This is a genomic window from Janthinobacterium sp. GW821-FHT03C10 (genome assembly GCF_059420865.1).
Map to the genome: position 1 here is coordinate 24,189 of NZ_JBWKUN010000001.1, position 18,738 is coordinate 42,926.

Annotated in this window: 23 protein-coding genes; 21 read left to right on the forward strand and 2 right to left on the reverse strand. The window is 57.6% G+C overall.

Annotation, left to right across the window (positions count from 1 at the left end):
- Positions 1-5: 5 nt before the first annotated feature.
- From fliF to flhA, 20 genes are all read left to right on the forward strand, one after another.
- On the forward strand, positions 6-1,454 hold the full coding sequence (gene fliF / locus AC07VH_RS00065; RefSeq protein WP_494789443.1) for a flagellar basal-body MS-ring/collar protein FliF: 1,449 nt from the start codon (positions 6-8) through the stop codon (positions 1,452-1,454).
- The gene (locus AC07VH_RS00070) at positions 1,451-1,969 is read left to right on the forward strand and encodes a hypothetical protein (protein WP_489627712.1); all 519 of its coding nucleotides are present in this window, start codon (positions 1,451-1,453) and stop codon (positions 1,967-1,969) included. The genes fliF and AC07VH_RS00070 overlap by 4 nt, the downstream gene beginning before the upstream one ends.
- Entirely contained in the window at positions 1,957-2,718 is a 762-nt protein-coding gene (locus AC07VH_RS00075; protein ID WP_494789444.1) for a FliH/SctL family protein, read from the forward strand. Before AC07VH_RS00070 ends, AC07VH_RS00075 begins: the two co-directional genes overlap by 13 nt.
- Positions 2,715-4,034, forward strand: coding sequence for a FliI/YscN family ATPase (locus AC07VH_RS00080; RefSeq protein WP_489627710.1), 1,320 nt, complete (start codon positions 2,715-2,717; stop codon positions 4,032-4,034). Before AC07VH_RS00075 ends, AC07VH_RS00080 begins: the two co-directional genes overlap by 4 nt.
- The gene (locus AC07VH_RS00085) at positions 4,034-4,510 is read left to right on the forward strand and encodes a hypothetical protein (protein WP_494789445.1); all 477 of its coding nucleotides are present in this window, start codon (positions 4,034-4,036) and stop codon (positions 4,508-4,510) included. The genes AC07VH_RS00080 and AC07VH_RS00085 overlap by 1 nt, the downstream gene beginning before the upstream one ends.
- Positions 4,494-5,324: a hypothetical protein gene (locus AC07VH_RS00090; RefSeq protein ID WP_489627708.1), complete on the forward strand. Its 831-nt coding sequence runs from the start codon at positions 4,494-4,496 to the stop codon at positions 5,322-5,324. Before AC07VH_RS00085 ends, AC07VH_RS00090 begins: the two co-directional genes overlap by 17 nt.
- Entirely contained in the window at positions 5,324-5,728 is a 405-nt protein-coding gene (locus AC07VH_RS00095) for a flagellar hook assembly protein FlgD (RefSeq protein ID WP_489627707.1), read from the forward strand. The genes AC07VH_RS00090 and AC07VH_RS00095 overlap by 1 nt, the downstream gene beginning before the upstream one ends.
- Before the next feature lie 11 nt (positions 5,729-5,739).
- A complete protein-coding gene (locus AC07VH_RS00100) occupies positions 5,740-6,930 on the forward strand; it encodes a flagellar hook protein FlgE (protein WP_489627706.1) in 1,191 nt (396 codons plus the stop codon).
- Positions 6,931-7,043: 113 nt separating this feature from the next.
- Complete coding sequence (locus tag AC07VH_RS00105; RefSeq protein WP_494789446.1) at positions 7,044-7,703, forward strand: FliM/FliN family flagellar motor switch protein; 660 nt, start codon at positions 7,044-7,046, stop codon at positions 7,701-7,703.
- A 31-nt stretch (positions 7,704-7,734) separates the two neighbouring features.
- Entirely contained in the window at positions 7,735-8,082 is a 348-nt protein-coding gene (locus AC07VH_RS00110; protein ID WP_494789447.1) for a FliM/FliN family flagellar motor switch protein, read from the forward strand.
- A complete protein-coding gene (locus AC07VH_RS00115; RefSeq protein WP_494789448.1) occupies positions 8,079-8,465 on the forward strand; it encodes a flagellar biosynthetic protein FliO in 387 nt (128 codons plus the stop codon). Before AC07VH_RS00110 ends, AC07VH_RS00115 begins: the two co-directional genes overlap by 4 nt.
- Positions 8,455-9,237, forward strand: coding sequence for a flagellar type III secretion system pore protein FliP (gene fliP, locus AC07VH_RS00120; RefSeq protein ID WP_494789449.1), 783 nt, complete (start codon positions 8,455-8,457; stop codon positions 9,235-9,237). Before AC07VH_RS00115 ends, fliP begins: the two co-directional genes overlap by 11 nt.
- An 8-nt stretch (positions 9,238-9,245) precedes the next feature.
- Entirely contained in the window at positions 9,246-10,001 is a 756-nt protein-coding gene (locus AC07VH_RS00125; RefSeq protein WP_494789450.1) for a sigma-70 family RNA polymerase sigma factor, read from the forward strand.
- A gap of 56 nt (positions 10,002-10,057) precedes the next feature.
- On the forward strand, positions 10,058-10,645 hold the full coding sequence (locus tag AC07VH_RS00130; RefSeq protein ID WP_494789451.1) for a hypothetical protein: 588 nt from the start codon (positions 10,058-10,060) through the stop codon (positions 10,643-10,645).
- A 39-nt stretch (positions 10,646-10,684) separates the two neighbouring features.
- Positions 10,685-11,059, forward strand: coding sequence for a hypothetical protein (locus AC07VH_RS00135; RefSeq protein ID WP_086139156.1), 375 nt, complete (start codon positions 10,685-10,687; stop codon positions 11,057-11,059).
- A gap of 77 nt (positions 11,060-11,136) precedes the next feature.
- Complete coding sequence (locus tag AC07VH_RS00140; protein ID WP_494789452.1) at positions 11,137-12,303, forward strand: tetratricopeptide repeat protein; 1,167 nt, start codon at positions 11,137-11,139, stop codon at positions 12,301-12,303.
- A gap of 8 nt (positions 12,304-12,311) precedes the next feature.
- A complete protein-coding gene (locus AC07VH_RS00145; protein WP_230492350.1) occupies positions 12,312-12,566 on the forward strand; it encodes a flagellar biosynthetic protein FliQ in 255 nt (84 codons plus the stop codon).
- Positions 12,567-12,584: 18 nt separating this feature from the next.
- Positions 12,585-13,349 (forward strand): flagellar biosynthetic protein FliR, encoded by a 765-nt coding sequence (locus AC07VH_RS00150; RefSeq protein WP_489627697.1) that lies wholly within the window; start codon positions 12,585-12,587, stop codon positions 13,347-13,349.
- Positions 13,350-14,435, forward strand: coding sequence for an EscU/YscU/HrcU family type III secretion system export apparatus switch protein (locus AC07VH_RS00155; protein ID WP_489627696.1), 1,086 nt, complete (start codon positions 13,350-13,352; stop codon positions 14,433-14,435). It begins immediately after the preceding gene.
- Positions 14,435-16,480, forward strand: a complete 2,046-nt coding sequence (flhA, locus tag AC07VH_RS00160) for a flagellar biosynthesis protein FlhA (protein WP_494789453.1) — start codon at positions 14,435-14,437, stop codon at positions 16,478-16,480. Before AC07VH_RS00155 ends, flhA begins: the two co-directional genes overlap by 1 nt.
- Positions 16,481-16,795: 315 nt before the next feature.
- Here the strand turns inward: flhA and AC07VH_RS00165 are convergent, their stop codons facing one another.
- Positions 16,796-17,023, reverse strand: coding sequence for a transposase (locus AC07VH_RS00165; protein ID WP_494789454.1), 228 nt, complete (start codon positions 17,021-17,023; stop codon positions 16,796-16,798).
- Positions 17,024-17,136: 113 nt separating this feature from the next.
- Here AC07VH_RS00165 and AC07VH_RS00170 point away from each other — a divergent pair, with 113 nt between their 5' ends.
- Positions 17,137-17,523: a hypothetical protein gene (locus AC07VH_RS00170; protein ID WP_494789455.1), complete on the forward strand. Its 387-nt coding sequence runs from the start codon at positions 17,137-17,139 to the stop codon at positions 17,521-17,523.
- Between the two features lie 612 nt (positions 17,524-18,135).
- Here the strand turns inward: AC07VH_RS00170 and AC07VH_RS00175 are convergent.
- The gene (locus tag AC07VH_RS00175; protein ID WP_494789456.1) at positions 18,136-18,573 is read right to left on the reverse strand and encodes a helix-turn-helix domain-containing protein; all 438 of its coding nucleotides are present in this window, start codon (positions 18,571-18,573) and stop codon (positions 18,136-18,138) included.
- Positions 18,574-18,738 lie beyond the last annotated feature (165 nt).

The following is an 18,738-nucleotide window of genomic DNA, read 5'->3' on the forward strand; positions in this document are numbered from 1 at the left end:
AGACGGTGACATCATTAGTACAAGTATGGCAACGCCTGGCGGTACAGGCGCGCATCGGCATCATTGCCGGCATCGTCCTGATCGCCGGTCTGGTGATCAGTCTGGGGTTCTGGGCATACCGCGCCGATTATCAGGTGCTGTTTTCCGACGTGGCGCCGGCCGATGCGGCGGCGATGACCGCCGAGCTCGATCGCATGAAAACGCCCTATCAGCTGACCGATGGCGGCAATACTATCCTGGTGCCGAAAGATCTCGTCTATAAAACCCGGCTAAAGTTGATGGGCAAGGAAATGCCCTTGCATGGCGCGGTAGGTTTTGAAGTATTTAATAATGCCGATTTTGGCATGACCGAGTTTGTACAGAAGGTGAATTATCTGCGCGCGATTCAGGGCGAACTGACGCGCACCATTCTTTCCATCGAAGAAATTCAGGCCGCGCGCGTGCACTTGGCGCTGCCGGAACAGGGACTGTTCAAGAAAGCTGTCACCAAGCCGAAGGCTTCGGTGACGCTGACCATGAAGGCCGGCCGTGTGCTTGGCGCAGCGCAAGTGGCCGGCATCCAGCGGCTGGTCGCGGCATCCGTACCCGATATTGTCAGCGATGATGTCACCGTGCTGAACCAGCATGGCGTGGCGTTGACGCGCATTGCGCAGGCCGATGGTGGTGAGCAGGGCGCATCCCAGCTCGATTCCAAGCGCAGCACGGAAGAATATCTGGTCAAGAAAGTGACTCAGGTGCTGGACCGCACCTTCGGCGCCGGCGAAACGGTGGCTAGCGTCGACGTGGTGCTCAACCTTGACCAGAGCAAGATCACGACGGAGGAGGTCTTGCCGGCCAAAGGGCTGGCAGCCGACGTCCAGCCTGCCGGCGTGATGGTGCGCGACCGCCAGACCAGCCGTGAATCCAATAGCGCGCTGGCGACCTCGGAACAAAAAGGGCAGGGTACCGGCGGCAGTAGCAGCGAGGCCGATTACCAAGTCGGACGGCGTGTCGAACAGCTGGTGCCGGCCAGTGGCACCGTCAAGCGCATGACCGTGGCGGTGCTGGTGAAGCAGCCATTGAGTGATGCCCAGCTGGAGCACCTGAAAGAAGTCGTCACGCTGGCCATCGGCTTCAACAGTCAGCGTGGTGATGCTGTGGTGGTGTATTCGATGGATAAATTTGCCTTGGCCGCCGAACGTGCGCCGGCGGTGGCCACGCCAGCCGCCGATGTGCCGCTGCAAACTGCGCCATTGAATGCCGCCACTGCGCCGCACTGGCCGGTAGCGGCCGTGCTGCTGGCTATATTGGCTGCGCTGGCCGTGGCATGCGCGCTGTATCTGCTGTTCAAGCGCCGCAACCGCCGCCGCGCTGAAAAGCGGCTGGATCCCGCCGCCCGGCAGCAACTGCTTAACGAGGTCAAGCAATGGATCGCCACGCCTGCCGGCGGCACCCTGTATGGAGAACGCAAGTGAGCGGCTATCGCCAGGCGGCCATCGCGCTGCATGCTGTCGGTGCTGCCGACCGACGGCTGATCCTGGCCGAACTGCCGGCGGCCGACCGCGCCACCTTGACCGCCTATTTACGTGAGTTGAAGGAGCTGGGGTTCGATGGCGCGGATGCGGATGAGGTGCTGTCGACACCTGTTGCTCCACCGCCAGCGGTTACTTCGCTGGACCGTATCATTGCCGCCACGCCCGAGACCATGTTTGCGATTTTCCAGCATGAACCGGCATCCATGGTGGCGCAGTTCCTCGCGCTGCAGGATTGGCCCTGGGCACCTGCGATGCTCGATCTGTTTCCAACGATACAGCGTGAACGCATCCGCACAGCACGTCCGTACCCGCTACCCGATGCGCCGGCGCGCCAGCGTTTCGTGTTCGATGCGGTGTTAGCACGTGTTGACGTCGCGGTTTGCCAGCAGCCGCAAGCGCGGCGTAGCTCTCCTTTGGCGTCGCTGTTGCGCAAAGTGACATCATGGACCCGATAATCCGCGCTGCGACAGTGTCGTCCGTGCCGCGGCAGTTGCGCGGTGCGGTAAAGCGTGTCGAGGTGGCGCAGGCTGTGCCACTCGCTGCGCAGATTGCAAAAAATGTCCTGTCTTCGCCGGTAGTGCCTGCGCCGGCAACAGTTCTTCCTCCAGTATCTGCTGAAGAGCGCCAGGTATTTGATGCTGCGGTCAAGGAAGTGGCTGAACAGAAAGCGCAATTGTTGCTCAGCAAGAAGAAGCTCGATGACGACGCGGCTGCGGTGCTGAAGGACGCGGAGCGCCGGGGCCTGGCACAGGGGATGGAAAAGGGCGAGCGCGAAGCGTTGGCGCTGGTGACACGTAAAATCGAAGTGCTGGCATCGCTGGCCGACGCCGTGGAAACGTCGAGCGCTCATGTTCTCGGGCAGGCAGAAGACATGCTGGTGGAAATCGCCCATGCGGCAGTGTGCCGCATGGTCGGCGCCACTGCTGCAAGCCGGGACACGCTGCTGGACATGGTGCGCACCATTGCGCGCGATGAACATGCTGCCAAACAATTGCGTATACGCATGCATCCGCAAGACCTGGCTACGCTGCAGGACGACGACATACCGCTCGACGCGCGCATTACCTTGCAGGCCGATAGTGCGGTGGAAATGGGCGGCTGTATGGTCGACAGCGATAAAGGCACGCTCGATGCACGTCTGGAAACCCAGCTGTCCCGCCTTGGCGAGGCTTTGCTGGCTGTGAGGAACGGCGGCACGGCATGATGCAGGCTTACCTGGACGCCGTACATCATGCCGAGTTGACTTGCCGCTCAGGGCATGTGCTGAGCATCTCCGGCCAAAGTATCGAAGCGCAGGGACCTGATGTCAGCATCGGTGAAGTGTGCGAAGTGAGTCTGGCTCAGACGCCAGGCAAGCTGCTCGCCGAAGTGGTCGGCATGCGTCCAGGACGTGTCATCCTGATGCCCTATGGCGACTTGCGCGGGATTGCCGCCGGCAGCCGCGTCGAGGCCGTGCGCCAGGCACCTGGTATTCCGGTTGGAGCCAGCTTGCTGGGCCGCGTTATTGACGCTTTCGGCGTACCGATCGACGGTGGGGCGCCATTGGCGTCGCAAAAAACGCGCAGTCTGCATGCCGCCCCGATCAATCCGCTGAGCCGGCCGCGCATCAAGGATTTGATGCACACGGGAGTCCGTGCCATCGATACCATGCTGCCACTGGGGCGGGGGCAGCGGATGGGTATTTTTGCTGGCAGCGGCGTTGGCAAGAGCACCTTGCTGGGCATGCTGGCACGCGACGTCCAGGCTGATGTGAATGTGATTGCGCTGATCGGAGAGCGTGGGCGTGAAGTCCGCGAATTCGTGGAAAAGCAGCTGGGCCCCAAGGGGCTGGAGCGCAGTGTCGTGGTGGTGGCGACGTCTGACCAGCCGGCGCTGGTACGTACCCGCGCCGCGTACGCCGCGACCGCCATTGCCGAGCATTTTCGTGAGGAAGGCCGGCAGGTGCTGCTGATGATGGACTCGATTACCCGTTTTGCCATGGCGCGGCGTGAAATCGGTCTTGCTGCGGGTGAGCCGCCGACCGCGCGTGGATATACGCCGTCGGTCTTTTCCGACATTCCGGCCCTGTGCGAGCGCTGCGGCACAACCGATTCCGGTGGCGCCATCACTGCCCTGTATACGGTGCTGGTGGAAGGCGATGATTTCAACGAGCCCATTTCAGACATCGTGCGGGCCACGCTGGACGGCCATATCATGCTGTCGCGCGAACTCGCACATGAAGGACATTTTCCATCGATCGATGTCTTGCAAAGCACCAGCCGCCTGGCTTCGGAGCTGGTGGGGCGTGAAGATCAGGACCTGATGCTGGCCGTGGTGGAAGTGCTGTCCACTTACCAGCGTAACCGGCAGATGGTCGATATGGGGGCTTACCGCAGTGGCAGCAATGTGGCGATCGACCGTGCCATCGCCTTGCATCCGGCGATTATTCAGGTGTTGCGCCAGCCGGTACAGGAGTCGACGACACGCGCTGAGGCCTTGGTGCGCTTGCGGGCGGCACTCTTGGCAGGGAGCGGTACGTAATGGGCAGCAACCGCCGCTTCCAGTATGCCTTGCAGCCTATGCTGCTGACGCTCCAATGGGAACTCGACCGCCTGCGCTCGGAGCTCGGCGAGATGAATGCGGCATGGGCCGCACAAGATGCTTCGGTGAAGACGCTGTTGCAACGTCAGCAGGCATCGATGCAGGAGTGGGGCGGCCTCGAAGGCGCGGCAGGGCCGTTATCGGTGGACCTGTTTGTCATGTTGGCGCGCCATATCGACGATTGCGGCCTGCAGGCCAGGCGCGCGCAAGAGGCGCTCAACGTTCTGACGCAGCGTCGCGACGAACTGACGGACCGCCTGAACCTGGCGCAGCGGGCATTGGATGCAGTACAGGAGCACCGGGAAAAAATGCAGTTGCTATTCCTGCAAGGCCGAATCAGCCTTGACTTCAAGGCCGCCGATGATCAATGGGGAATGTCGCGCGTGACAGGAGGAGCATATGACAGTGAATCTTGAAGCGCTCGATGGCCAGGCGCCATCGTCCCGCAAATCATTTGCGCAACAGCAGGGCCACCAGGAGCGCTGGCTGTTTGAACTGGAAACGGCACTGCTGGAGCAAGGCGTGAAGAAAAATGCTCAGCGCCAGGCCGCCGATACGGGAGAGGGAGAGCGGGCGCCGCAGCCGGCAGCCAAGCAGACTGCCGCACAGCTACCGTTGCGCGCTGATGCTGGGAGTTTGAATGGCAACACGCTGCCAGCGCCTGCCTTGCCCGGTGCATTGCCAAACGGGTATACCGTGTACGGCGTAGCCGTTGCTGCGGAGGCAGGTGCATTGCCGCGCGTCGCGATACCTGGCACGGTTGCTAGCGATACCCCAGGCCGTACAGTGGCTGTCATGGGGCCCTCCGATGGCGACAGCGGCGGCGTGGTGCGCACGCAGCCCTTGGCGCTGTCGGCCGGCTTGAGCGCTGGCTCCGCTGCAATTTCGTGCACAGAGCAAATACCGGAGACGGCCAGTATGCCGCTAACGCAGCTGAGGCAGGAAGACACGCCAGAGTACGCATTGCGGCAAATGCATCTGTACCGGGAAAGCGGCGGTGTGCGTGCATGGATACGTGATGCGTCGCTCAGTGCAGTTCAGGAACGGCTAGTGGCGCAGGCCATGCTGCTCGAGCTGCATGGCACCGGCACACGCATGATCGCGCTGACTGTGAATGGAAAAGAGATACTCATCAAGCAGAAAGCCGGCGCAGGCGCTGACTGCTTTGTTGCCGAGCCCATGCCTACCGGCAGCGCCGGAATCCCACTCATAAATAAGGATGCACTCTGATGGCCGTTAATCCCATTTCTGCGGCAGGCGCGAACCAGCCAGCCCAGTCCAGCAATATCGCTATTCAGGATTTCCTGAAGATCCTGACTGCGCAGCTGAACAGTCAGGATCCACTCAAGCCGGTCGATAACCAGGAGTTCGTGGCGCAGATTGCGCAATTCGCATCGCTGGAGCAAAGCCGCCAGCTCAACGCCAAGATTGATGAGCTGCTGTCGGTGCAGTCGTCGCTGCAATCGGTTGGCCTGCTGGGCAAGACAGTGGATATCAATCAGGGTGGCGGCGTGGTCACCGGCAAGGTGACGGCACTCGATTTCGCCTCCGGCCAGCCGTTGCTGACCCTGCAGACCTCGTCCGGGGCCTTCCAGGACAAGATTACGCTGTCACAACTTACGAATGTCCGTTAAAGGAAAACACCATGCTTGATACGCTGTTGATCGGTACTTCCGGCCTGTTGGGCTATTCGCAAGGATTGCGTGTAGTGGGGAACAACCTGGCCAATGTCAATACACCGGGCTTCAAAAAGTCACAGCCAGAGTTCTCCGACTTGTTCGACAAGGGCAGCAACGCCGCACACGCCAATGGCCGCAGTGGTGGCGGATCGCGCGGTGTCGGCTTGAATACCTTGGGGGCACAAATCAACTTCAAGAGCGGGATTGATCAGGGTACGGGCAATCCACTTGATGTGATGATTGATGGAAATGGCATGTTTGTCATCCGCCGCGATGATCAATTGCTGTATACCCGCGCCGGCGATTTTCAGTTCAATGCCCAGGATATCTTGGTCAATACCAGTGGCGACCATGTCCAGGCCCTTGACAGTAGCGGCAAGCTCGCTGACGTTCAGCTTGGGACACTGGCGCGCAATCCACCCAAGGCAACGAGCACGATCAAAATTAGCGGCAACCTCACCAGCACTGTTGCCACACCCGCCATTGATGCGACGATGACAGGATTGAACATCATCGATGCTGCCGGAGCCAGTCATACCGTCAATCTGATCTTCAAGGATCAGGGCGGTGGAAATTTCAAAGTCACCGTCAACGATGTCGCGACAGGAACGGCAGTCGGCACAGGCGAGCTGAAATTCAATTCCGGTTTCCTGCTGCCTGGATTCGATGTGGTGACCTTTGCATATAGTTCAGCCACCGTGCCGGCCTTCGACGTCAAGCTCGACTTTACCAGCAACGTGAATTCCTTTCCGACACCGAGCAGCCTGAGCCTGGTATCTCAGGATGGCTACCTGGCGGGCAGCATGACGGAGCAGGGAATAGGAGCCGACGGCACGCTATCGATTCGTTATTCCAATAACCAGACGGCGAAGGGGCCGCGTCTGGCGTTGGCCAATTTTCATGCCTTGGGCGACTTGGTACAGGTTGGCGGTGGTGCATTTTCCGCAGCGGCGCAGCTCCCGGTTCAGTACGGTTATGCCGGCGTCGATGCCTATGGCAAGCTCGCACCGGGCCACCGTGAAGGCTCTAACGTTGATCTTGCCGAGGAATTCAGCAATTTGATCCTGATGCAGCGCGGCTACCAGGCGTCGTCTCACGTGATCAGTACGGCAAATGACATGATCCAGGAGTTGTTCGACATGAAAGGACGTCGTTGATGCAGGTACACCCGTATTTGCTGGTATCTGATACTGCGCTGGACGCAGTGGCCGGGCCTTTGCGTCGTGCGGTAGAAGCGTGGTGTGCTGCGTGGGGCATAGCAACATCCAACATGGACTTCGATTGCAAGCGCGCCTGGGAAGCGCAAGCTGTCTGCCCCGACGCCTCATGGCGTGCCGCGCGCAGCCGCGGTGACGAGACCTGGTGGTGCGCTTGCACACCTGAGTGGAACCTGCAGCTACGTCACGCGATGTTTCCACTTGGTGTGGCCGAGCCTTTGCAAGCGTCGCAAGCCGGGATGGCGGACGAAGCTGCCGATGCGGCCAGCGAAGCCTTGTTCGAGTCGTTGAGTGGCATAGCGCAGGGCGGTGCGCCAGTGGCACCGCCAGCAGCAGCCTGGTTGCGTGGGGCAGGTGTGGTGGCGTTAAGGCTTGGTCTTGGCAAGCAAAGTATGTATGTGATGATTAACCAGACGGCCGTAGCGCGCTTCACACAGCAGATGGGCCACGCTGCCGGACGCCTGGCGCCGCTTGCCATCGTGAACTATCTGCACGCCTTGCGTAACATCTCTTTGAGTTTGCCGCTGGAAATAGGCCGTGCCGAGGTAGGGCTTGGCAGCCTGATGTTGCTTGGGGTCGGCGATGTGATCCGGCTCGATACGCTGGCTGACAGGCCCCTGACGGTCATGGGGCCGGGAGGGGACGCATTGTTCGATGCATACCTTGGTCTTGCAGACCAAAAAGTAGCGCTTGAAGTTGTTCGGCGTGATTAATAATGTACATGATTGAGCATGGAGTAGTGGAATGAGTAGTACATCAAATAGTAATGGCGCCGCCATAGCGCAAGCCCAGGTCGTGGAATTATCCGAATTCAAGGAGCCGTCCCCGGCAGGGCCGGCCATTTTCGCCGGGAACCTGGGATTGCTCGATAGCGTCAAGGTGAACTTGAACGTCATGGTCGGGGAAATCCAGACCACGGTTGGCGAATTGATGGCGCTGAAGGAAGCTTCAGTGCTGAAAACTGATCGAAAGGCAGATTATCCGATCGATATTGTCGTGAACGGTAATATCGTCGCGCGCGGCCAGCTTGTGGTGGTGGATGACCATTTTGGCGTTCGCATCAGCGAACTGGCAAAGGTTGCTCACGCATGAGACGGGGCATCATCGTAGCGCTGGCTTGCTCATGGTATGGGGGGGCGGCGCTGGCGACCCAGACGATTCCCTTCAAACGCGATGCCGAGGCAGCCAGCCTGGCTGGCTCGGGTGGGATGGCAGTGCTGCTGGTCTCGCTGCTGGCAATTGGCGCGGTGGTGTTGGTTCGCAAGCGCCTGAAGCTGGGCATGCGGGCGAAGGGTGCGCCGGCGCTGTTGCGTGTACTGGAAACGCGCCGTTTGGGCCCTCGTTCGCTGATTTCCGTGGTCGAATTCGGTGGAAAGCAGCATTTGCTGGCACAAGGCGAGCACGGCATCACGTGTATCGATACGATCGTGGTGGATGCTCCACCAGGCGGCAAGGAGGCTAGCGATGCGCCTTGAGTTGCGGCAGTGCGCCTTGCTGGGCATCCTATTGGCCGCTGTCTGTGGCGGGATGGCGGCGGCCTGGGCTGGTGGCGTGGCGGAACCGGCGCTTGCGCTACCGGGTTTGCAGGTACGTTTGGCCGAAGGGGGAGGCACCCCGGCCAATGTCTCTTCGGCAATCAAAATATTGCTTGGCCTGACGGTACTGAGCCTGGCGCCAGCAATCCTGATGTCGATGACCTCGTTTATCCGGATTGTGATTGTCCTGTCCATGTTGCGCCACGCGCTGGGCATGCCGGAAACGCCGCCCAATACCGTGATTATCAGTCTGGCGCTGTTTTTGACCTTTTTCACCATGTCGCCAGCCTTGCAGGAGGTTAATACCAGGGCGCTGCAGCCGTACATCGCTGGCACGCTCAGCACCGAAACCGCCGCCGGGCGTGCCGTATTGCCATTGCGCGAATTTATGGTCCGCCAGACGCGTGAGCAAGATCTTGCGTTGATGGTCGAGTTATCCAAGGCAGAGGCGCCCAAAGTGATCGACGATATCAGCATGGTGCAGCTGATTCCGGCGTTCATGCTGTCGGAATTGCGTTCGGCGTTCCAGATCGGCTTTGTGATTTTTTTGCCGTTTCTGCTGATCGACCTGATTGTATCGAGCGCGCTCATGTCACTTGGCATGATGATGGTGCCGCCTGCTTCGATCTCGCTGCCGCTCAAAATTCTGATGTTCGTACTGATTGATGGCTGGAATCTGGTCGTGCGAGCGTTGTTGGGCACTTTTTCCTAGGACGCTGCGTGGACTGCGCCCTGCAACCGGAGGTGGTCGCCAGCAATGCTGACATGGCGCTGTTGTGGCGTATGTTCCAGGATAATCGCGATGGTGAGTTGCGCAACCGCATCGTAGCGCATTACCTGCGCTTTGCGCGCATCATGGCAGCCAAGTTGTACGCAGGGCGCCATGATGTCAATGCCGAGTTTGCAGACTACGTGCAGTACGCACGTCTTGGGCTGTTGGAAGCGGTCGACCGCTTTGATAGTGCGCGAGGCATCAAGTTTGAAACCTTTGCCGCAAAACGCATCAACGGTGCGGTACTGGATGGTCTGCGCTCGTTCAGCGAGGTGCAGGAGCAGATTGTCGCGCGCAAACGCATTGTTGCCGAACGCGTTGAGACACTGCGCGGCACCGCGCCATATCCTGCCGATCCTGCTGCGTTGTTTGCGCAGCTTGCCGAAATGGCGATCGGATTGGCCGTGGGGTTTGCGCTCGATGATACTGGCATGTATTCTGATACTGGTATCCATTATCAGGACAATACGTATCACGGCATTGAACTGATGCAGTTAAAAGAGAGCATTCAAGTGGCGCTTGTCCAGTTGCAGGGTAAGCAGCGCCAAGTGATTACGTATCATTATTTGCAGCAAGTTGCTTTTGAGGAAATTGCACAGATACTCGGTGTGTCGCGCGGGCGGGTGGCGCAAATACACAAGGAGGCCTTGGGGAATCTGCGCGAGGCCTTGCGAAAGCGTGATGGCCTGGATTTATATTGTTAGCGCCCACATTGCCCTGTTACTTGTACGTGAAAAAATAAACTGAATCGGATTTCATTATGACTAGTGCGACCTTGTCCATGCTTGACCAAGCCGAATTGCTGCAACTGGCTTTGAATGCCAGCACTGCTGGTGATTCGGGCGCCGCGATCGGCTATCTGAAAGAAGCCGTATCGCGCCCCGATGGCAGCGCCGCCGCGCATTACATGCTGGGGGCCGAATATGCGCAAATTAAGATGTATGCGAGGGCTATTGACGAAATGGAAGCTGCGCTCGCCCTGGATCCCGCTCTGTCCGTAGCACGGCTGCAACTCGGCTTGCTGTGGCTGGCGGGAAATGACAGCGCCCGCGCTGCTGAAGTACTCGCTGGATTGGATGCCGTGGGTCCGCAGGATCCGTTACATCACTTTGGGCGCGGCTTGCAATACCTGATACGTGAGGAGTTGGCTGAGGCAGAAGATTCGTTAAGGCAGGGTATCGGCTTGAATCAAAGTAATCCTGCACTCAATGGTGATATGCAAAAAGTCCTGGGTGAGATCGCCATATTGCGCGCGGCTGCGCCACCGGCAGCATCGAAAGTGGCCGAAATTGGTGAGGGGGAGCGCAGTATTTTGCTGTCCGCCTATACCGGTAATCAAAGCCATTGACGATGCGCAGCATGATTATCTCACTTGATATGGACTGACATGACATCGTCGATTGCTTCGGTTACGCAACTCGTCACGCTGATCCAGACGCAACTGGGCGGTGCTGCGTCCGTGCAGGAACGCAAAGGACGCACCGCGCCCCGCAAAGTGGCCGAGGACGATTACGCGGCGCATAAGTTGAGCGGCCTGATTCAACAGCGCGTGAAGCAAATCGCACAGGATGACCCGCAGCGTGGCCGCAAGGCATTCCGGGTATTCCTAGAGGCTGTGCTGTTGGCGCATTTCGGCGAAGCATTGGCGCACGATCCGAAGTTTTATCAAGTGCTCGATGATATCCAGTCGGCCATGGAGAATGATGCCGTCAGCGCAGTAATGATACAGAGCGCCATCGGTCATTTGCTGGCCGGAGGGTAGCGGGCGGCGCAATGAAGCACCCCTATGTTTGATGTGTGACCAGGATGGTCCTGGTTTTTGAATGAGATTTGACACCTATGCAGCCAGAACCAAGCAATCTGACGGAAGCGGTAAGCCGGCTTGAGCGCACCGAACAATATTTGAAATCGGATCCCGTCAACCGCAACCTGTTGGCGACGGTGATTGATCAATGCCTGGAATTGGGCCGCCTGGAGGCAGCCGCTGGCTATGCCGACGCTGCGCTGGCGCTGTTTCCGGGAGATGCTTTTTTCCAGTCGCTGCGCGGCAATGTACTGATGGCGCAGCAGCGCTGGGACGACGCTGCAACCGTGTTTGTTCCATTGCTCGCGCTTCATGCCGACATGCATCTGGCCTATAACCTGGCATATTGCTATTTTTGGCTGGCGCGTTATGCCGATGCGGCCCAGGCACTTGCGCCATTCGGCTTGGCCGCCGGCATATGGCCAGAGGCCGTGACCTTGCTGTTGCGTGCGCTGCATCATGCGGGCAGGATGGATGAGGCGGTCGCGTTGATCGCGGCGCAGGAATCGCATTGCAGTACCGACCACCGCTTCCTGTCCGTGGCGAGCCTGGTCTACATGGATGCCGGCGATGCGGCTCAGGCTGAGCGCCTGAGCCTGGCCGCTCTGGCAGATCCGATGCCGCCGCTCGAGGCACTGATGGTACGTGGCTCGATGGCACTGGCACGGTTCGATACAGCTGCCGCGGTGGAGCGTTTCGGACAAGTCATTGCACGTCATCCGCAGGAGGGGCGCAGCTGGGCCGGGCTTGGCATGAGTAGCCTGCTCGTTAACGATCTGAGCGCGGCGCGGACGCAGCTGGAACAAGCGGTCAAGTTTCTACCGTCGCATATCGGCAGCTGGCACTTGCTCGGCTGGTGCCGGTTGTTCGAACATGACCTAGCGGGTGCACGGCAGGTATTCGAACAGGCACTGGCAATGGACCGCAATTTTGGCGAAAGTCACGGGGCACTGGCTGTGGTCCAGGCGCAACTGGGTGAGCGGGACCAGGCTGAAAAGAGCATCGAACGGGCCCTGGGACTGGATCCACGCGGTTTGTCTGCCCGCTATGCGCAGATGATACTGGCCGGAGATACGGTCGATCCTCTCGCATTCCGCCAGCTGGCTTTCAAATTGCTTTCGTCCCAGAAGGGTGTGTTTGATGATGACTTGGGCAAAGTGGTGCAGGGTGTTGTGCAACAAAACGCAAGGAGCGACGGTTGAGGCCGGACTTGGCGCTGCAACTGCTGGCCGACGTATTGTGGAATGCCGTGTTGATTGCTGCACCGTTGCTGGCGGTAACGCTGGCAGTCGGTTTGCTGGTCAGCGTGGTGCAAGTGGTGACCCAGGTGCAGGAAGCATCCCTCACATTCATTCCCAAAATTATCGCTGCGGTGGTCGTTCTGGTGGTGTGCGGACCGTGGATGCTGAAGCGGCTGATTGCTTTTTCAGTCACTTTAATCAGTAATATACCCACCTATTTTTAATACATCCGGATTTGTCTTATGGTTGTCGATATCGATCCGGCATGGTTCATGGCCGTCTTCTACACAGCGCTGCGGATCGGTGTCGTGCTGGTGATGACGCCCATTTTCTCCAGCCTGACCGGTATGGTGACGGTGCGCGTGCTATTCACGCTGGCGTTGAGCGTGATGTTGGTGGCCGGACTACATGTACGGCCTTCCACCGCGCCACTGGCGATGGGGCCGGTGGCTCTCGCGGCCATGGCCGAGGTGGCCAATGGTGCCACGTTGGCGTTTGGCGTCTTCGCTGCCTTTGGCGCGTTTTCTTTGGCTGGCAAGATATTGGATGTTCAGAGCGGCTTCGGTATCGGCAATGTGTATGACCCCGTGGCACGTACCAGCGCCCCCTTGTTTGCGAGCATGCTCAACCTGCTTGCTGTGGCTGTGTTTTTTGGCATGGATGGCCATCATGCGCTGCTGCGCGGACTGGCGTTTTCTTTACAGACCACTGCGCCAGGAGGCGGCTTTGCCGGTTTTGCGCTCGACGCCGTGATACGCCAGTTCGGTGTGATGTTCTCTCTGGGCGTGGCGCTGATCATCCCAGTTATCTTTTGCTTGCTGCTGGCAGAGACCGCGCTGGCAGTGGTCTCACGTGTGTTGCCGCAAATGAATGTCTTCGTGGTTGGGGTCCCTGTGAAGATTTTTACTGGTGTGGCGGTGCTGGCTCTGACCGTTGGTTCGATGGGGCCTGCCATGGGGCGCGTCTATAGCTCAATTTTTACTTATTGGGAACAGGTGCTGATCTAAATGTCCAGTCAAGATGCGGATTTATCGGAACAGGCTACCCCACACAAGCTCGATGAGGCGCGCAAGAAGGGGTCCGTTCCACGCAGTAATGACCTGAATGCCCTGGCCATGTTGGCGGCGGTGGTCGTGACGATCTATGGCAGCGGCTGGGATGCGTGGCAACGTATAGGTTTGCTGCAGCAAAAAATTCTGGCCCATGGCAATCAAGCGGACTGGGGTGTTGATGGCATGGCTGCCTGGATTGGCCAGTTACTGACAGATATGCTGAGCATCATGGGGACGTTGTTCCTGACCTTGGCTGTCGTGGCGGTCCTGATCAGTCTATTCCAGACGGGTCCGATATTCAGTTTTCATCCCCTGATCCCGGATTTGAACCGGCTCAACCCGGCAACTGGCCTGAAGCGCGTATTTTCCATGCGTACCCTGTTTGAGACGGCCAAGAGCCTGATCAAGTTGGCAATCCTTGGAACGGTAGCGTACTTCCTGGTGCGCGACGCCATCCCAGGCCTGATCGGGTTGCCATCGCTGGATGCCAAGGCTTACTCGCGCATGCTGATTGCCTTGATTGGAGCGTTGCTGGTCAAGCTGGTGCTGACGCTGCTGTTCATTGGTTTGGTCGATTTTGGATTCACCCGCTGGGAATTTGCCAAGCGTATGCGCATGAGCAAACGCGATGTCAAGGATGAGTCGAAGAATCGCGAGGGAGATCCACGCATTCGTGCGCGCATCCGCGAATTGCGCAAGGAAGTATTGAAGCGTAGCAAGGGACTGGCGAACGTGCCGTCGGCCGATGTCTTGATCACCAATCCGACTCGGCTGGCAGTGGCTTTGCGCTATCAGCATGGGACCTCCAGCGCGCCACAGGTGGTGGCCAAGGGGGCGGGAGAGATGGCGCGACGTATGCGGGAACTGGCGGGGCGCCATAATATTCCTGTAGTGCAAAACAAAATGTTGGCGCGGATATTGTTTCGGGAGGTGGGCGAGGAGGGTTTTGTACCTGAGAAACTGTACCCGCAAATCGCCAAGATCATGATTTGGGTTTATACAATGCGCGATGCAAGGCGTGCTTCTGGAAAGGTAGTTTGATGTCGGCTTTACGTCGTATTTTTAGCAGCAACACGGACCTGGTGATGGTGTTACTGGTGGTGGGCATATTGACGGTACTATTTGTGCCAATACCGTCGACTGTGCTTGATTTCCTGATCTTGACCAACGTCAGTTTTGCTCTGCTGATCCTGTTGCTGACGTTTTATATCAGCCGACCCGTGGAGTTTTCCACCTTCCCCTCGCTGCTACTGATCGCCACACTGTTCCGTCTGTCGCTCAATGTGGCGGCGACGCGCTTGATTCTGTCCGACGCTGATGCCGGCCGCGTTATCGCCTCGATCGGCGCCTATGTCGTGGGCGGCAATTATGTGATTGGACTGATCGTTTTCCTGATTTTGGTGGTAGTGCAGTATGTCGTCGTGACGAATGGCGCGCAGCGCGTGTCGGAAGTGGCGGCGCGCTTTACCCTAGACAGCATGCCTGGCCAGCAAATGAGTATCGATGCGGACCTGAACATGGGTTTCATCGATCAGGAAGAGGCCAAGCGGCGGCGCAAAACGCTGGAAAAGGAAACTGGGTTTTATGGGGCGATGGATGGCGCCAGTAAATTCGTCAAAGGGGACGCGATCGCTGGTATTGTGATTCTCTTGATTAATATTATTGGCGGCCTGGTGATTGGCGTCATGCAAATGGGCATGCGCTGGGACCAGGCATTGCAAACCTTTACCTTGTTGACGGTCGGCGACGGTATCGTGACCCAGGTGCCAGCGCTGGTGATCGCAGTTGGCACCGGCATTATTGTGACCCGCTCTGCTTCCGATGGGAATCTGAGTGCAGAAGTGCTGCGGCAGCTGACTTCTTTTCCGAAGACGTTGCTGGTGGTTGCCGCTGCACTGTGTATTTTAATTTTCTTGCCTGGTATTCCGGTGCTGCCGGTGCTGTCCATTATTGCCGTATTGTTGTTGGCCGCCATCCTGGTGCATAAGCGTGGTCAAGGTGATGCCGGCAAGGTCGATCTGGACAAGTCGGAGCATAAAGAGGCGGACGATCAGGATGCCTACGAGATGTTGAAAGTGGAGCCGATTGAAGTGTTGGTCGGTGCGGGTCTGTCGCCGCTGGTCGATGGCGAGAAAACGGTTTTCATGGAGCGCATCGCGGCAATACGCAAGCAATATGCGCTGGAGTCGGGCATGGTGTTGCCGCGCGTGCGATTTCGCGCCGCTGCGCATTTATCGGTCAATGCGTATGAGCTGCAGGTATTTGGTGTGCCTGCCGGACGCGGCGAGATCATGAGCGATCGTACCCTGGCCATTCATTCGGGGGGAGAAGCACGGCCGCTGAAGGGGATCGAAACTCGCGAGCCTACATATGGCCTGGCCGCGGTATGGATCGAGGATAGCGAGAAGGAATTTGCGCGTGCTTCCCGCTACACGCTGGTCGATGCCAGCACCGTGTTCATCACGCATTTAAGCGAGGTGTTGAAACAGCAGTCGGCCATGTTGTTGACCCGCGCGGAAACCGAACGGTTGTTACAACGGGTGCGGCAACAGCAGCCGGGCATGGTCGAAGAGCTGATTCCGACCGTAATGTCGGTTGGCGACGTCCAAAAAGTGTTGCAAAACCTACTTAGGGAAAAGGTCTCGATCCGTAATCTGGAAGGCATACTGGAAACCTTGATCGATATGGGTAAAAACAGTAAAGACCTGAACTATTTAACGGAGCTGGCGCGTCAGAAGCTGGGATCTGCCATCTGTCAATCGCTGCTTGGGGATACGGCAGCACTGAATGTGCTGACTCTAGATCCTGCCATCGAGCAGAACCTGATGCAAAGCGTCCGCGGCGCCGAATTGGGTAGTACGCTGGTGGTGGAGCCCAAGTATGCGGAACAGCTGCTGACGCGTCTGGCAGCCCAGTCCGAACGCATGATGAAGGCAAATATGTTGCCGGTGCTGTTGTGCTCCCCCGATTTGCGGCGTCATGTCCGTGCTTTGTCTGAGCGGGTGATTCCACATCTGCGGGTTCTGTCGATGGCGGAAATTCCCAATACTGTCAATTTAAAGGCATATGGCACCGTTAGTTTGTAGCCAGCGTTGCTGTGGCAACAGTCTTGAACATGTCCTTGTTGTCGTTAACTAGTGCAACGCTGCGCAGGCATTGCTACGGCTCGGCAAACCGTATCACCAGTTCGCTGGTATTGGCGAGAACAGAATGTGAGGGAGAGCGAAATTAATCCTGGACCTTTTACCGAAAGTGCCGCCACGGCACTCCATCGCGATGTCCTGATGTAGTGCAATGAGGGTCTACATCAGGTATTTGAGAAGTGCGACCAATGCCATTACCCGGCGCCTTTTGTCATAGTGGACATTATTTTGTGCTAACGACAGCTTGGCGCTTTTGCGTTACGATCTAGATGGCAGCATGCGCCACTCGCATCCGGACCGTACCATGTAACGCAGCGCATTGATCACCGTGCGCAAATCTGTCTTGCGAGGTCTTTCCGTCTTCGCTTGCCTTGGCAGCAGCGGTGCGATCAGACGCCACTCTTCATCTTTCACATCTGTGGGATAGCCACGTTTGAGTGCCGTCCTCACCTGCTGATGCCGGCTTCGATTCTCTTGCGTCCACATCGTCAATCACTCCAAAACATCAAAGATGCTTTGACCTGAAAGTTGCTATGAAGTTTTTAAACCGTCACTGAGCGTTCCATCTTGGCTGTAACCGAAATTGGAGTATGTAAAAAATGAACGTACAACGTGAACATCAGTGTCCTAAAGAGGGGCTTATTCGAGATGGTCTTGATACTTTGATAGCTGCACAATGTGAGGTTGCGATGGCGCACGCTCAAAGTGCTGCATCGTGGATTTCATTCAATCGTCCCGACATAGCTCTTGGTGTAGAACCCAAGATATTGTTGATTGCGGAAGATGACGAATTCTCGCTTCCAGAACTTGAAGACTTCGGCCGAGCCGGAAATGCTGTAAAGCTGTTTGACGGGCCATTTGGTGGCCTGTGGTGGTGCGATCCAGAGGGACGCGAGACAGCGCGACACGAATGCGTTTTATATGCCGCAAAGGCTACCTCTATGGTTTCGCAGCGCACGGTAGTACTGCGATTTCACCGACCATAAATAGGGATCAGCCCCTTGCACGCCGGCCATGATCCGGCATTCTTTTAAGCACGCATTATTGGCGTCGCATCTATTTCAAAAAGTCACAAGATCGGCGTATCCTTAAATTTATCGGAGCGCTGCGATTTCTGATGTGCCGAAACGAAAGCGTCATCGGCCAGGAAAATCTGGTGACCGGTTTGAACAAGCGGATTTTCCTCTTCCGTTCCGTCCGCGACGAACCGGTAATGACAGATAGATCCGCTGAGGGTATTTTTGAGGGTGTCGGTAACTGAATGGTTTGGAAATCACCGAAAAATCAAACGCTTAGCCACCTCATTGACAATCGAGTGGGAGTGACGAGCTTGCTTTAAATGATTGATTTTAAAGTAAAAATATATGGCCATTGATCATTTCAAAAGAATGATCAATGGCCATTTTTTGATGTGCGTTCGGTTGATCGTTCGCGCCAAGTAAATACTTGCATTGACGTCCACACCGTGATTCCAGGTCAACGACTTCATCTAGCCGTCAAGTGGCTTTCTGATTTCACCGGTCAGCGCATGGATCGCGTTGCGCATATTTTCCCCGTGAACTGCACCACCCAGTTGCCGCGAAAGTCTCTACCAGCGCTTATTTTTCGCTCTGGCCTGCGGACTCGGCGCAAGCCAAGGCTTTTTTGTGCATGGCGTCGAGGCCCTGATGCGCGAGGTCCAGCAGCGTTATTTCGACACTGCTGCCATTTTGCATGGCCAGGCGCTTCACGGCGCCGGCAAGCGCGGGGGGCAGTTCCAGAGAGTTCAGGATCAGTCCCCCTCCCGCTGGCACTGGCGGGGCGATGTGCGTCCCTCTGGCGATGGGCAAGGTTCCGTGCACAAGCCAGGCGGTGCTGACGCCGAGGGCTGCGGCAATCTTCTCTGCCGCGTCCATCCGAAGACTGGCTTTGCCTGATTCATAGCGATACAACTGCGTGGGATTGATGCCTGCCAGTTCGGCAAGCAGTACTTGTGAGAGACGAAGATCCTCGCGGCAGCTTTTGAGCCGCTCAGAAACATGGGTGTTGTTGGACATATGTATTGCCTTTCAATATACAACGTTCGTCAATGCGCCATCCGCGATCACATCCGGATACGCCTGATAGACACAGGTGGTCGCTTCATCGTAGGTGGCCCTGCTTGGACGCCCAGGGATGGCTGACGTCGGGTGCTGATCATCTTGCATGATTACCTTGCTTGA

Excerpts from the sequence above, each read along its gene's own strand:
- AC07VH_RS00075 (WP_494789444.1), top strand. The coding sequence starts at position 1,957 with ATGGACCCGATAATCCGCGCTGCGACAGTGTCGTCCGTGCCGCGGCAG.
- AC07VH_RS00080 (WP_489627710.1), top strand. The coding sequence starts at position 2,715 with ATGATGCAGGCTTACCTGGACGCCGTACATCATGCCGAGTTGACTTGC.
- AC07VH_RS00085 (WP_494789445.1), top strand. The coding sequence starts at position 4,034 with ATGGGCAGCAACCGCCGCTTCCAGTATGCCTTGCAGCCTATGCTGCTG.
- AC07VH_RS00090 (WP_489627708.1), top strand. The coding sequence starts at position 4,494 with ATGACAGTGAATCTTGAAGCGCTCGATGGCCAGGCGCCATCGTCCCGC.
- AC07VH_RS00095 (WP_489627707.1), top strand. The coding sequence starts at position 5,324 with ATGGCCGTTAATCCCATTTCTGCGGCAGGCGCGAACCAGCCAGCCCAG.
- AC07VH_RS00100 (WP_489627706.1), top strand. The coding sequence starts at position 5,740 with ATGCTTGATACGCTGTTGATCGGTACTTCCGGCCTGTTGGGCTATTCG.
- AC07VH_RS00105 (WP_494789446.1), top strand. The coding sequence starts at position 7,044 with ATGGACTTCGATTGCAAGCGCGCCTGGGAAGCGCAAGCTGTCTGCCCC.
- AC07VH_RS00110 (WP_494789447.1), top strand. The coding sequence starts at position 7,735 with ATGAGTAGTACATCAAATAGTAATGGCGCCGCCATAGCGCAAGCCCAG.
- AC07VH_RS00115 (WP_494789448.1), top strand. The coding sequence starts at position 8,079 with ATGAGACGGGGCATCATCGTAGCGCTGGCTTGCTCATGGTATGGGGGG.
- fliP (WP_494789449.1), top strand. The coding sequence starts at position 8,455 with ATGCGCCTTGAGTTGCGGCAGTGCGCCTTGCTGGGCATCCTATTGGCC.
- AC07VH_RS00130 (WP_494789451.1), top strand. The coding sequence starts at position 10,058 with ATGACTAGTGCGACCTTGTCCATGCTTGACCAAGCCGAATTGCTGCAA.
- AC07VH_RS00135 (WP_086139156.1), top strand. The coding sequence starts at position 10,685 with ATGACATCGTCGATTGCTTCGGTTACGCAACTCGTCACGCTGATCCAG.
- AC07VH_RS00140 (WP_494789452.1), top strand. The coding sequence starts at position 11,137 with ATGCAGCCAGAACCAAGCAATCTGACGGAAGCGGTAAGCCGGCTTGAG.
- AC07VH_RS00150 (WP_489627697.1), top strand. The coding sequence starts at position 12,585 with ATGGTTGTCGATATCGATCCGGCATGGTTCATGGCCGTCTTCTACACA.
- AC07VH_RS00155 (WP_489627696.1), top strand. The coding sequence starts at position 13,350 with ATGTCCAGTCAAGATGCGGATTTATCGGAACAGGCTACCCCACACAAG.
- flhA (WP_494789453.1), top strand. The coding sequence starts at position 14,435 with ATGTCGGCTTTACGTCGTATTTTTAGCAGCAACACGGACCTGGTGATG.
- AC07VH_RS00165 (WP_494789454.1), bottom strand. The coding sequence starts at position 17,023 with ATGTGGACGCAAGAGAATCGAAGCCGGCATCAGCAGGTGAGGACGGCA.
- AC07VH_RS00170 (WP_494789455.1), top strand. The coding sequence starts at position 17,137 with ATGAACGTACAACGTGAACATCAGTGTCCTAAAGAGGGGCTTATTCGA.
- AC07VH_RS00175 (WP_494789456.1), bottom strand. The coding sequence starts at position 18,573 with ATGTCCAACAACACCCATGTTTCTGAGCGGCTCAAAAGCTGCCGCGAG.